Genomic DNA, 13,032 nt, shown 5'->3' with positions numbered 1-13,032 from the left:
GCACCCTTGCCGATCGCATACTCAGGGGACCACCAAAGCCGGTCGCCTGCCCCTCCAGAGGACGTACGCGTGCGGTGGAGGTCGGCTGTCGCTGGCCACGATTCATTCATAGGGCGGAGCTGCACCCCTCGTAGCCGTCATCGAGGGAACGGGCGACCACTCGCTCATCGGCATGACAGGCTCATCACAGTTGAGGGTGTAGCGGCGAGGTGAGGGCGGACGGCGCGTCGGTGCCGTGGTGAGGGTCGAGGTCTTCCGATGATGGAGGTTCCTACGCCTTCCATCCGAAAGACCTCGACGTGTTCAACGCTACCTTCGTTCGTCCCGACCTGACTACGTTCACCCGCCTCGACGAGCTCGGCCTGGAAGCCGTTGGTCAACACGTGGAACGTGAGCGGGCCGTGCTGGCGTGCCGGGTCGTTGATGATGACCGGTGGTGCCGCCGGTGCGGGTGCGAGGGGACCCCGCGCGACACGGTCACCCGCCGGTTGGCCCACGAGCCGTTCGGCTGGCGACCGACCGTCTTGGTGGTGACGCTGCGCCGTTACCGCTGTGGTGAGTGTGGACACGTGTGGCGCCAGGACATGGGCAAGGCTGCCGAACCACGCTCCAAGCTGTCCCGCCGCGCGTTGCGGTGGGCGCTGGAAGGCCTCGTGGTCGCACACTTGACCGTCGCCCGGATCGCCGAAGCCCTCGCGGTGTCGTGGAACACCGCCAACGACGCCGTCCTCGCCGAGGGCCAACGCGCCCTGATCGATGATCCCGAGCGGTTCAACGGCGTGAGCGTGGTCGGCGTCGACGAACACGTCTGGCGGCACACCCGCAAGGGCGACAAGTACGTGACGGTCATCATCGACCTCACTCCGGTCAGGGATGACACCGGACCGGCCCGCTTGTTGGACATGGTCGAGGGCCGCTCCAAACAAGCCTTCAAAACGTGGCTCGCCGCCCGCCCCCAGACGTGGCGGGCCGGGGTGGAGGTCGTAGCGATGGATGGGTTCACTGGCTTCAAGACCGCCACCACCGAAGAACTCCCCGACGCCACGCCGGTGTTGGATCCGTTCCACGTCGTCCGTCTGGCCGGCGACGCCCTCGACCGCTGCCGCAGGCGGGTCCAACAAAACCTTCATGGCCACCGGGGTCGTGCTGGTGATCCGCTCTACCGCGCCCGTCGGATGCTGCACACCGGCCTGGACCTCCTCACCCCCAGGCAGAAGACCCGCCTGGAGGCCTTGTTCGCCGGCGATGAACACGTCGAGGTCGAAGCCACCTGGGCCATCTACCAGAAGATGATCACCGCCTACCGAGAACCCGACCGCGCGAAGGGGCGCACGCTCATGCAGGCCCTCATCGACGCCATCAGCAGCGGAGTCCCCCGCGCCTTGACAGAGATCATCACCCTCGGCCGCACCCTGAAGAACCGGGCCGCCGACGTCCTCGCCTACTTCGACCGGCCCGGCACGTCGAACGGGCCCACCGAGGCCCTCAACGGCCGACTCGAACACCTCCGCGGCAGCGCCCTCGGCTTCCGCAACCTCACCCACTACATCGCCAGATCGCTACTCGAAACAGGCGGATTCAGACCCCAGCTACACCGTGGATTGTGATGAGCCGCATGACAGTGCGCCGCGACTTGGGATGTGGCTCCAGCGACGCCATGTCGGGATCGTCCAGCACTTCCTGGGTCCACTCGGGTTCGATACCCCGTTGCTTTATGCTGCGCACCTGAGGAAGGAACGTCCATGACGAGTGAAGCTGGGTACCCGTGGTCGTCGTTCACCGTTGACCCTCACGTCCATCCGACAGTCAGGGCCGGTGACATTGATCGAGATGCCGCCGCGCAGATCTTGGCGGCCGCTTTCGCCGAGGGTCGCCTCGATCACGACGAGTACGATCAGCGACTCACCGCCGTGATGGCAGCCAAGACGGTGGGTGAGTTCTTGCCCATGCTTGACGACGTCGCGGTCCTCAGCCACCCGCCTCACCGTTCTCCTCGCCGCAACCTTGGGCTCCGGCCGTCAACTGTCCCAGGGCGTGCCATCGCAGCTTGGGTCGCCGCGGCGGTGGTCTTCAACGTGGCGTGGACCGCAAGCTGGTTCGGCCAAGGCACACCCACCGCAGTCGAGTACTGGCCACTGTGGGCCATGCTGCTCACTGCAATTCCCGCAGCATGGATCGGCACCCAAGGTGGCCAGATCGAATCCGGTCGGTCCCTTCCCACACCCAAGCCGCTCCCAGGGCTGACTTCCAATCACCCGGGGCAAGCAATCCTCTGAAGCCGTACGGGTTGGGCCGTGGCCCGTGGCGCCTCTCGGTGGCCGAACGTCCGGGGGCGTCCCCCTGACGGCTCAGCGCTCCCGACGCCGCAGGTAGCGCTCGAACTGCAGCGCGATCTCGTCGCCGGTGGCCTCGGCGGTGTCGTAGCGCTCCTCGAGATCGGTGACGTACTCGGCGATGTCCGGGTCCTCGGCCACGAGCTCGTTGACCCGGCCCTCCCAGACCGTCGCGTGCTCGGGCAGGTCGCCCAGCTCGATCGTCTGGTCGATGAGGTCCTCGACCCGGCTGAGCAGCGCGACGGTGGCCTTCGGGTTCGGCGGGTCGGAGACGTAGTGCGGCACGGACGCCCACAGCGACGTCACGTCGAACCCGGCGTCGCGGCAGGCGCCTGCGAAGATGCCGACGATGCCGGTGGGCCCCTCGTAGTCGGTGCCGTTCTCCGAGACCGGCGTGGGACGCGAGTGGGGGGCGTCCGCCAGCATGGCCCCCATCGCGATCACGCGCTCGGGGTTGACCGAGCGCACCAGCGACACCAGCGAGGAGCAGAACGCCTTCCACCGGAAGTTCGGCTCGGGCCCGTTGATCAGCACGAGGTCGCGCTCCTCCAGGTGCACGACGAGCACCTCGGTGGTGGCCCACTGCAGGGTGCGCTCGCCGCTCTCGTCGCGGACGAGCACGGGCCGGGTCTCGGTGAAGTCGTAGTGGTCCTCCGGGTCGAGCGCGAACGCCAGCTCGGTGTCGCCCAGGCCCGACAGGTGGTCGACGGCACCGGTGGCAGCGTCGCCGGCGTCGTTCCAACCGCTGAAGGCGGCGAGCACCACGGGGCGGCGGAGGTGTCGGAGGTCAACCGGAACCATGCCCGCCACTCTATCGCCGGTGCCCAGCGCACGGCCGGATCGCCTATCCTTGCCCGGTGACCCAGCCGCTGCGTGAAGCCCTCTCGAGCCGTGTCGTCGTGGCCGACGGGGGCATGGGCACCATGCTGCAGGGCTACGACCTCACCCTGGACGACTTCGCCGGGCTCGAGGGCTGCAACGAGATCCTCAACGTGACGCGGCCGGACGTCGTCGAGGCGATCCACACCGCGTACTTCGACGCCGGCGCCGATTTCGTCACCGCCAACACGTTCGGCACCAACCTGTCGGCGTTGAGCGAGTACGACATCGTCGACCGGCTGGCCGAGCTGGCCGAGGCCGGCGCGGCCATCGCGAAGCGGGCGGCGGACGCGGCGTCCACCCCCGAGCGGACGCGCTGGGCCGTCGGCTCGGTCGGGCCGGGCACGAAGCTGCCCAGCTTGGGGCACATCGGGTTCGCGGCGCTCCGGGACGCCTACCAGCGCCAGGTCGAGGCCATGCTGGCCGGCGGCATCGACGGCGTCCAGATCGAGACGTGCCAAGACCTGTTGCAGGCCAAGGCCGCCGTCCAGGGCGCCCGCCGGGCCCAGCGCGCGGTGGGGCGCGAGATTCCGGTGATGGTGAATGTCAGCGTCGAGACCAACGGCACCATGCTGCTCGGCTCCGAGATCGGCGCGGCGCTCACGGCGCTGGAGCCGCTCGGCATCGACGTGATCGGCCTCAACTGCTCCACCGGCCCAGCCGAGATGAGCGAACACCTGCGCCACCTCGCCCGCTTCGCCCGCATCGGCGTGGGCTGCATGCCGAATGCCGGTCTGCCCGAGCTGACCGCCGACGGCGCGGTCTACCCGCTGGGCCCGGAGGGATTCACCACGGCCCTCACCGGCTACGTGGACGCCTTCGGCCTCAGCGTGGTCGGCGGCTGCTGCGGCACGACCCCGGAGCACATCCGCCAGCTCGTGGCCTCCGTGGGCGGGCGCCCGCTCACCCAGAAAGCGGACGCCGCCGCGCGCCCGGCCGGGGGCAACGTCGCGTCGCTGTACGCCGACGTGCCGCTGCGGCAGGACACGAGCTACCTCAGCGTCGGCGAGCGCACCAACGCGAACGGGTCGAAGGCGTTCCGCGAGGCGATGCTCGCCGAGGACTGGAACGCCTGCCTCGACATCGCCAAGGGCCAGTCCCGCGAGGGTGCCCACCTGCTCGACCTGTGCGTCGACTACGTCGGACGCGACGGCGTGTCCGACATGCGGGAGCTCGCGTCCCGGGTGAACACGGCCGTGCCGCTGCCCGTGGTGCTGGATTCCACGGAGCCGCCCGTCATCGAGGCCGGCCTGGAGTCGCTGGGCGGCCGTTGCGTCATCAACTCGGTCAACTTCGAGGACGGCGACGGCGAGGGCTCGCGGTTCCGCACCGTGACGCCGCTCGTGGTCGAGCACGGCGCCGCGGTGGTGGCGCTCACCATCGACGAGGAGGGGCAGGCGCGCACCGCCGAGTGGAAGGTGCGGGTCGCGACACGGCTGATCGACACCCTCGTCGACGACTACGGCCTCGCCGTGCCCGACATCATCGTCGACTGCCTGACGTTCCCGATCGCGACGGGCCAGGAGGAGACCCGGCGCGACGCGATCGAGACCATCGAGGCGATCCGGGAGATCCGCCGGCTGTACCCCGACGTCCAGACGACGTTGGGCGTCTCGAACGTGAGCTTCGGGCTCAACCCGGCGGCGCGCGCGGTGCTGAACTCGGTGTTCCTGCACGAGTGCGTCGAGGCCGGGCTGACGTCGGCGATCGTCCACCCCAGCCGCATTCTGCCCATGGCGCGGATCCCGGACGAGCAGCGCGAGGTCGCGCTCGACATGGTGTACGACCGGCGCCGCGAGGGCTACGACCCGCTCGCCCGGTTCCTGGAGCTGTTCGAGGGCGTCACCACCACCGCGACCAAGGAGGCGCGGGCCGCCGAGCTGGCCGCCCTGCCGCTGGCCGAGCGCCTGCAGCGGCGCATCGTAGACGCCGACGACAAGGGGTTGACCGACGACCTGGACGCGGCCCTGGCCGAGAAGCCCGCGCTGGAGATCGTGAATGAGGACCTGTTAGCCGGCATGAAGACGGTCGGTGAACTGTTCGGCTCGGGCCAGATGCAGTTGCCGTTCGTGCTGGCGTCCGCCGAGGTGATGAAGAAGTCCGTGGCGCACCTGGAGCCGCACATGGAGTCCTCCGGTGAGTCCGGCAAGGGCACCATCGTGCTGGCCACGGTGAAGGGCGACGTGCACGACATCGGCAAGAACCTCGTCGACATCATCCTCACCAACAACGGCTACACGGTGGTCAACCTCGGCATCAAGCAGCCGGTGGGCACGATCATCGAGGCCGCCGTGGCCCACAACGCCGACGCCATCGGCATGTCCGGGTTGCTCGTGAAGTCGACCGTCGTGATGAAGGACAACCTTCTCGAGTTGCAATCCCGCGGCCTCGTGCAGACGCCCGTGCTGCTCGGTGGCGCCGCGTTGACCCGCGCCTACGTGGAGCAGGACCTCAACGGCCTGTTCGCCGGCGAGGTCCGCTACGCCCGCGACGCCTTCGAGGGGCTCTCGCTCATGGACGCCGTCATGGCCGTCAAGCGCGGCGAGGCCGAGGCCCTGCCGGCGCCGCGCGAGCGGCGGGTGCGGGCGGCGTCCGCCCGGGCAGCCGACGCCGACGCGGCGGGGGGCGACAGCGGGGCCGACGCCGAGGGCGTCCGCTCGGACGTGGCGCGCGGCATCGACGTGCCGACCCCGCCGTTTTGGGGCAGCCGGGTGGTCAAGGGCATTCCGCTCGCGGAGGTGGCGGGGTGGCTGGACCACCGCGCGACGTTCATGGGTCAGTGGGGGCTGCGCGGCACGCGCGGCGGGCCGAGCTATGAGGAGCTCGTCGAGACCGAGGGCGTCCCGCGGCTGCGCTCGTGGCTGAACCGGATCGCGACCGACCAGATCGCCCAATTCGCCGTGGTGTACGGCTACTGGCCCTGCCACAGCGAGGGCAACGACCTGGTGGTGCACGAGCTCGCGGAGGATCCGGCGACCCACGCGCCCATGCCCGGGGAGGCGCTCGGGCAGCCGTGGCGCGAGCTCACCCGCTTCACCTTCCCGCGCCAGTCCCGCGAGCGGCGCCTGTGCTTGGCCGACTTCTTCCGCGACGCCGACGAGGCCGCAGCCCACGGCCCGGACGTCATCGCGTTCCAGCTCGTCACGATGGGGAGCCGGGTCGCCGAGGAGACGGCACGGCTGTTCGCCGGCGACGCGTACCGCGACTACCTGGAGCTGCACGGGCTGTCGGTCCAGCTCACCGAGGCGCTGGCCGAGCGTTGGCACGCCCGCGTCCGGGCCGACCTCGGGCTGGGGGCCGGCGACGACGACGTGGAGGCGATGATCCGCGACCAGGCCTACCGCGGCTCGCGCTACAGCTTCGGCTACCCCGCCTGCCCCGACCTGGCGGACCGGGCGAAGCTCGTGGCGCTGCTCGAGCCGGGACGCATCGGCGTCGAGCTCTCCGAGGAGCTGCAGCTGCACCCCGAGCAGTCGACGGACGCGCTCGTCGTCCACCACCTTGAGGCGAAGTACTTCAATGCCCGTTGACGCCGCCCCCGCCGCCCTGCTCTGGGACTTCGACGGCACCCTGGCCGACACCGAGCCGAGCTGGCGCATCGCCGAGCGCCGATTCCTGGCCGAGCTGGGCGTCGAGGTCGACCCCGCGCGACAGACCGAGCTGATCGGCCTGAGCACCGAGGCGAGCGCGGCGCGCATGCTGGGTTGGGCCGGACGCGACGACTTCGACCCGGTCGCGGCGGGAGCGCTTGTCGAGGGGTACGCGTTCGAGGTCATCTCCTCCGAACCCGTGCCCTTCCGGCCCGGCGCGCGAGAGCTGCTGGCAGACGCGCGGGCGGCCGGCGTGCCGTGCGCGCTGGTCAGCGCCTCGTCCACCCGCATCCTGCGGCGCGCCACCCGGGAGCTGCCGGAGGGCAGCTTCGACGCCGTGATCGGCGGCGACACGGTGACCCATGGCAAGCCGCACCCCGAGCCCTACCTGCGTGGTGCCGCCGCGCTCGGGGTGGAGCCGGGTGCCTGCCTGGCGCTGGAGGATTCCCGACCGGGCCTGGCGTCCGCCGAGGCGGCGGGCGTGCCGAGCCTCGGCATCCCGTTCGCCCAGGAACTGGCGCCGGGGGAGCGGCAACGGATCGTGCGCACCCTCGACGGCGTGGGGTTCGCCGAGGCGTCCGCCCTGTGGCGGGAGCTGACCGATGCGTGAGGCGCGCGCGACCGGCCGGGCCGTGGCGCTGGCGGCCCTGGCGTCCGTGGCGCTGGGCGCGTGCACGCAGCCGGCGCCCGCGCCCGAACCGTCCCCCGAGCCGAGCCCCACGGCGTCCGCAGAACGACCGTTCACCGTGGTCACGACCCAGGCCCCGGCGACGTTCGACCCCGCCGCGGCCACCACGGCGGCGGACGCGATCGTGGCACTCAACGTCTTCAGCCGGCTCATGGTGGTGCACCCCGAGGCGTCCGACCTGAAGCCCGACCTGGCCACCGACTGCCTCTACACCTCGCCCACCACCTACCGCTGCCAGCTCCCCGAAGACCTGACGTTCCACAACGGGCACGCCCTGACGAGCTCGGATGTGAAGTTCAGCATCGAGCGCGCCTACCGCCTCGGTGCGCCGGCGTCGTCGGTGCGGCTGCTCGACGCGCTGGAGCGCGTGGAGGCCGTGGACGACGAGACAATCGACTTCGTGCTCAAGTGGGCCGACACCCAGTTCGGCTACGCGCTGGCGACCCCGGCGGCGAGCATCGTCGACGAGGAGCTCTACGACCCCGACGCCGTGCGGCCCAACGAGGGCCAGGCCGTTGGCTCGGGGCCCTACCAGTTGGTGACGACGGCGGCCGACCGCCTCGTCTTCCAGCGCTACGAGGAGTACCGGGGGGCGACCACCGGGGTGATCGACACGGTCGAGCTGCGCATGGTCGCCGATTCCGCGGCGGCCGAGGCGCTGCTGGTCGACGACGCGGTGGACGTCGCCTGGCGGAGCCTGAACGCGGCGGCGCGGGACCGGCTGGCCGCCGCGTCGGCGTCCGAACCGGGGGTCACCCGGCTGACGCTGGAGCAGGCGCGGTTGCAGACCCTGGCGTTCAACCCCGCCGGCGCCCGGCGCGACGACCCGACGCTGCGCGCCGCCGTCGCCACGGCGCTGCAGCCCGACCGGACGGTCGGCTCGCTCGTGCCCCCGGCCGTCGCCGGTTCGGCGGCCACGTTCGCGGTGGGCGGGACGCCCGAGGTGCCGCAGATCCCGGGGCAGCGGCTCGTGCTGACGCTGGCGTACGATCCGGCGGCGCCGGACCAGCGTGATCTCGCGGGGCTGGTCCGGGATCGCCTGGAGGCCCGGGGCGGCATGTCGGTGCAGCTGGTGACCGACGCGGCGTCCGCCGATCTGGTGCTGGCGGACGGTTCGGCTTGGGTGAACACCGCCTTCGGCTGGCTGCAGCCCTACGTGGACGCCCCACTGCCCGGCAGCGCGGAGAAGGTCGCGACGCTGCTGCAGGCGGCGCGCGCGACCACCGATCCGCTGGAGCGCGAGGCGCTGCTCGGTGAGGTGCAGGCGCAGGCCGCGGTCGACCTCACGGTGGTGCCGATCGCGGTGGGCGACGAGGTGGTGTTCATGGCCGAGGGCGTGTCCGTGGAGGGCAGCCCGTTCGGCCCCGGGTGGCAGTTGGGATTGTGGAGTTTTCGCCGATGAATGAGTTCTCAGGAGTGCGCACCGGCCCGTTCGTGGCCGACGAGCGCATCACGTTGTCCGACGCCAAGGGGCGTCGCCACTCGGTGCGGCTGCGCGAGGAGGGGGTGTTCCACACCACCAAGGGCGGCATTCCGCACGCCGACCTGCTCGGGCAGCCGGAGGGCACCGTGGTGACCTCGGTGGGGGGCGCGGAGTTCCTCGCGTTCCGGCCGCTGATGCACGACTTCATGGTGTCGATGCCCCGCGAGGCCGCCGTCATCTACCCCAAGGACGCCGCGCACATCCTCATGCAGGCCGACATCTTCCTCGGCGCGCGGGTGCTCGAGGCCGGCGTCGGGTCGGGGGCGCTCTCGATCGCGCTGCTCCGCATGATCGGCGCGGGAGGACACCTGTATTCCTATGAGCGGCGCGAGGAGTTCGCCGCCGTGGCGCGCACCAACGTGGAGAACTTCTACGGCGCGCCCCACCCGGCCTGGGAGGTGCGCCTGGGTGACCTGGTCGAGACGATTGGGCCCGAGGAGATCGACCGGGCGATCCTCGACATGCTGGCGCCATGGGAGTGCGTGACCGCGGTCGCCGAGCGGCTGGTGCCCGGCGGCGTCCTGACCTGCTACGTCGCCACGGCGACCCAGCTGGGGCGCACGGTCGAGACGTTGCGCACCCACGGCGGCTTCACCGAGCCCGAGAGCCGGGAGTACTCGGCGCGCGACTGGCACGCCGAGGGGCTGGCGATCCGCCCCGGGCACTCCACCAGCGGCCACACCGGCTTCCTCATCTTCGCGCGGCGGCTGGCGCCCGGCGTCACGGCTCCGCGCAAGCGGCGGCGTCCGGCACCCGGGGCCTACGGGCCGGACTATCACGGCCCGCGTCCGCCGTGGGTGGACCCCCTGCCGGAGCCCGTGGCCGCTCCCGAGGTGGAGCCGGACGCGGGTTAGCATGACGCCATGACCCCCGACGCCGCCATCGAACAGGTCGAGCGCCGGCTCGCCGAGGCGCGGTCGGACGCCCGGGCGCTGGCATCCGCGAACGACCGGCTGGGGGTGACGCTGCGCGAGGCGCGCTCGACGATCGTGGCGCTGCGCGAGCAACTGGACGCGCTGGCGAGCCCGCCGCAGCAATTCGGGCGCGTGGTGGGTGTGCCGGGCGATGGCCTGATGGACGTGTTCGTCGGCGGCCGGCTGGTGCGGGTGCCAGTGGCCGCGGATCTGGTGGAGGCGGCCGGTGGGCCGGGTGTCTCGGGGCTCGTCCGGGGCGCGACGGTGCTGGTCAACGAGGCGCTGACGGTCGTGGGAGTGCCAGACACCCCGGCGGGCGGCGAGGTCGCCGTTGTGCGCGAGGTGCTGGACGCCGGGCGCGCGCTGGTGCTGGGGGCGTCCGACCAGGAGCTGGTGGTCGTGCTGGCCGACGGCCTGGTCCCGGTGGAGGCCGGGGATTCGCTGCTCGTCGACGCCCGCGCCCTGGTGGCGCACGGGCGGGTCGAGCGGACGCCGGTGGCCGAGCTCACGCTGGAGGAGGTGCCCGACGTCACGTGGGATGACATCGGCGGGCTCGATGCGCAGATCGCCCAGGTGCGCGACGCCGTCGAGCTGCCGTTCACCCACCGCGACCTGTTCGACGCCTACGGGCTGGGAGCGCCGCGGGGCGTCCTGCTCTACGGGCCGCCCGGGTGCGGCAAGACCATGGTGGCCAAGGCGGTGGCCCGCGCGGTGGGCTCGGCGTTCCTGAACGTGAAGGGCCCCGAGCTGCTCACGAAGTACGTGGGGGAGACCGAGCGGCTGATACGGCTCACGTTCGCCCGGGCGCGGGAGCTGGCGGACGCCGGCCGCGGCGTCATCGTGTTCTTCGACGAGATGGACGCGCTGTTCCGCACCCGCGGCTCGGGGGTGAGTTCGGACGTGGAGTCGACCGTGGTGCCGCAGTTCCTCGCCGAGATCGACGGCGTCGAAGCGCTGCCGAACGTCATGGTGATCGGCGCCACGAACCGCGAGGACCTCATCGACCCCGCCATCCTGCGCCCCGGACGCCTCGACGTGAAGATCCGCCTCGACCGGCCGTCCCCGGCGGGTGCGGCGGCGATCCTGGCGCGCCACCTTGGCGCTGACGGGCCGTGGCACGCGGGCGAGGCGGCGGACGCCGGCGGTGCGGAGGCGCTGCGGAACCGGGCGGTGAGCGAGGCGGTGGCCGAGCTGTTCGCCCGCGACGCGCGCAACGCCTTCGTGGAGGTGACCTACGCCTCGGGCGCGACCGAGACCCTGTACGCCGGCGACTTCGTCTCCGGGGCGCTGCTCGCCAACGTGGCCCGGCGGGCGCGTCTGGCGGCGATCAAGGAGGAGTTGACCTCCGGTGGCCACGGCCTCCGGGTGACCCACGTGCTCGCGGGGGTGCGGGCCGAGGTGGCCGCGGGGGAGGACCTGCCGAACACGTCCCACCCGGACGCGTGGGCGCGGCTGTCGGGGCGGCGCGGCGAGCGCGTCGTCCACCTGCGGACGCTGGGCGACCCGCAGAGTTCGCCACAGGTGACCTGAGGGGCCGCGCGGGCGCGGAATCGTCGTTAGCCTAAAGCCATGAGTCCTGAACTTTCGTCGAAGCCCTCCAAGCTCTCCGTGATCGGCGCGGGGGCGGTCGGCTCCTCCCTCGCCTACGCGGCACTGACCCGCGGCTCGGCCCGTGAGATCGCCCTCTACGACATCAACGAGGCCAAGGTGAACGCCGAGGTCGCCGACCTGCAGCACGGCACCCAGTTCACCCCCACGAACGCCATGATGGGCGGCGCGGACATCTCCGTCGTCAAGAACAGCTCGGTCGTCATCATCACCGCCGGCGCCGCGCAGAAGCCCGGCCAGACGCGGCTGGAGCTGGCGGCCACGAACGTCAAGATCCTCTCCTCGCTGATGCCCCAGCTGCTCGAGCAGGCGCCCGACGCGATCTACGTGCTCGTGACCAACCCGTGCGATGTGTTGACCGTCGTGGCCCAGAAGATCTCCGGCCTCCCGGCCGGGCGCTGCTTCTCGACCGGGACGATGCTCGACACGTCCCGGCTGCGGTGGGGCATCGCGCGCACCTGTGGCATCCACCAGTCCAACGTGCACGCCAACATCCTGGGCGAGCACGGAGACAGCGAGTTCCCCGTCTGGTCGACGGCCCGGATCGGGCAGATCCCGATCCGTGAGTGGACCGACGACCACGGCAAGCAGGTGTTCAACGACGCGCTGCTGGACGAGCTGGCCGACGAGGCCATGCACGCGGCCTACAAGGTCATCGAGGGCAAGGGCGCGACCAACTACGCGATCGGCCTCACCGGTGCCCGCCTCACCGAGGCGCTGCACAGCCCGACGCGGCGGCTGCTGCCGGTCTCCAGCGTGCTCACCGACTACAAGGGCGTCTCGGACGTGGCGCTGTCGGTGACCTCGATCGTGTCGAACAAGGGCGTCGAGCGCGTGCTGGACGTGCCGATGACCGACGGAGAGCTGGAGCGGTTCCGCCACTCCGCCACGACCCTGCGGGCGTCGCTGAAGGAACTGGGCTTCTGAGCGCTGGGCACGTGGGGGCTTGGCTCGTGAGTGCTGGGCTCGTGAGTGCTGGGCTCGTGAGTGCTTGGCTTGCGTGCTGAGTGTTTGGGCGCCGGCGCTGCCGGGCTTCAGGCCCGGGGGGCCGGCGTCCGCCGCACTAGGCGCGCGACGCCGCGCCACCCGATGAGCAGCAGCGCGAGGGCGATGGCGGCGACGAGCACGAAGGCCAAGGCCGTCCCGTCGCCGAGCAGGCGGCGCAGCACCATGCCGCCGGCCAGGGTGACCAGCCAGATCCAGACCCCGTCGGTGGGGGCCACCCCGTCGCGCTTGCGGAGGAGCACCAGCGCCCAGCCCACCGCGGCCGCGATGAGGAACGGGAACGCCGTGGTCGTCACCCCCACCAGGTCGAGCGCCTCGCTGTGGGACGCTCGTCCGAGCGCGGCGAAGGCAACGACGCACACGGCGTCCAGGGCGGCGGCGGTCACGCGTCCCATGCGGGACTCCTCTCCTCGGGGGCCCGGCCATGCTAGTCGCCCCCGGCAGGGCCGCGACACGCACGCTCCGGTCTCAAACTCCGGTTCCGGTGACGGCGTTTGATGCCCAAAGTGGAGTTCGAGCTGGCGGCGCGGGA

Annotated in this window: 9 protein-coding genes and 1 pseudogene; 8 read left to right on the top strand and 2 right to left on the bottom strand. The window is 71.5% G+C overall.

Going from position 1 to position 13,032, the window contains the following annotated elements:
• Positions 1–299: 299 nt before the first annotated feature.
• Together PCC79_RS08795 and PCC79_RS08790 are read left to right on the top strand one after the other, a co-directional pair.
• Positions 300–1,607, top strand: a complete 1,308-nt coding sequence (locus tag PCC79_RS08795; RefSeq protein ID WP_342371612.1) for an ISL3 family transposase — start codon at positions 300–302, stop codon at positions 1,605–1,607.
• A 135-nt stretch (positions 1,608–1,742) separates the two neighbouring features.
• Positions 1,743–2,276: a DUF1707 domain-containing protein gene (locus PCC79_RS08790; RefSeq protein WP_342371611.1), complete on the top strand. Its 534-nt coding sequence runs from the start codon at positions 1,743–1,745 to the stop codon at positions 2,274–2,276.
• A gap of 72 nt (positions 2,277–2,348) precedes the next feature.
• Here the strand turns inward: PCC79_RS08790 and PCC79_RS08785 are convergent, their stop codons facing one another.
• Positions 2,349–3,134 (bottom strand): PAC2 family protein, encoded by a 786-nt coding sequence (locus tag PCC79_RS08785; protein ID WP_342371610.1) that lies wholly within the window; start codon positions 3,132–3,134, stop codon positions 2,349–2,351.
• Positions 3,135–3,190: 56 nt separating this feature from the next.
• Here PCC79_RS08785 and metH point away from each other — a divergent pair, with 56 nt between their 5' ends.
• The 6 genes and pseudogenes from metH to PCC79_RS08755 all read left to right on the top strand — a co-directional run bounded on the left by metH (position 3,191) and on the right by PCC79_RS08755 (position 12,422).
• Positions 3,191–6,742, top strand: coding sequence for a methionine synthase (gene metH / locus PCC79_RS08780; RefSeq protein WP_342371609.1), 3,552 nt, complete (start codon positions 3,191–3,193; stop codon positions 6,740–6,742).
• Entirely contained in the window at positions 6,732–7,412 is a 681-nt protein-coding gene (locus PCC79_RS08775) for an HAD family phosphatase (RefSeq protein WP_342371608.1), read from the top strand. Before metH ends, PCC79_RS08775 begins: the two co-directional genes overlap by 11 nt.
• A complete protein-coding gene (locus PCC79_RS08770; protein WP_342371607.1) occupies positions 7,405–8,892 on the top strand; it encodes an ABC transporter substrate-binding protein in 1,488 nt (495 codons plus the stop codon). Before PCC79_RS08775 ends, PCC79_RS08770 begins: the two co-directional genes overlap by 8 nt.
• A gap of 23 nt (positions 8,893–8,915) precedes the next feature.
• Positions 8,916–9,827 (top strand): annotated as a pseudogene (locus PCC79_RS08765) (tRNA (adenine-N1)-methyltransferase); the annotation flags it as partial.
• 9 nt (positions 9,828–9,836) lie between these two features.
• Positions 9,837–11,417, top strand: a complete 1,581-nt coding sequence (gene arc / locus PCC79_RS08760; RefSeq protein WP_342371605.1) for a proteasome ATPase — start codon at positions 9,837–9,839, stop codon at positions 11,415–11,417.
• A 39-nt stretch (positions 11,418–11,456) separates the two neighbouring features.
• Entirely contained in the window at positions 11,457–12,422 is a 966-nt protein-coding gene (locus PCC79_RS08755; protein WP_342371604.1) for an L-lactate dehydrogenase, read from the top strand.
• 107 nt (positions 12,423–12,529) lie between these two features.
• Here the strand turns inward: PCC79_RS08755 and PCC79_RS08750 are convergent, their stop codons facing one another.
• Positions 12,530–12,895, bottom strand: coding sequence for a DUF3054 domain-containing protein (locus tag PCC79_RS08750; protein ID WP_342371603.1), 366 nt, complete (start codon positions 12,893–12,895; stop codon positions 12,530–12,532).
• Positions 12,896–13,032: the final 137 nt, after the last annotated feature.

The organism is Propioniciclava soli (assembly GCF_038502305.1).
In the GTDB taxonomy this organism is placed as follows: Bacteria; Actinomycetota; Actinomycetes; order Propionibacteriales; family Propionibacteriaceae; genus Propioniciclava; species Propioniciclava soli.
This window is presented reverse-complemented; position numbering and strand designations above follow the sequence as displayed.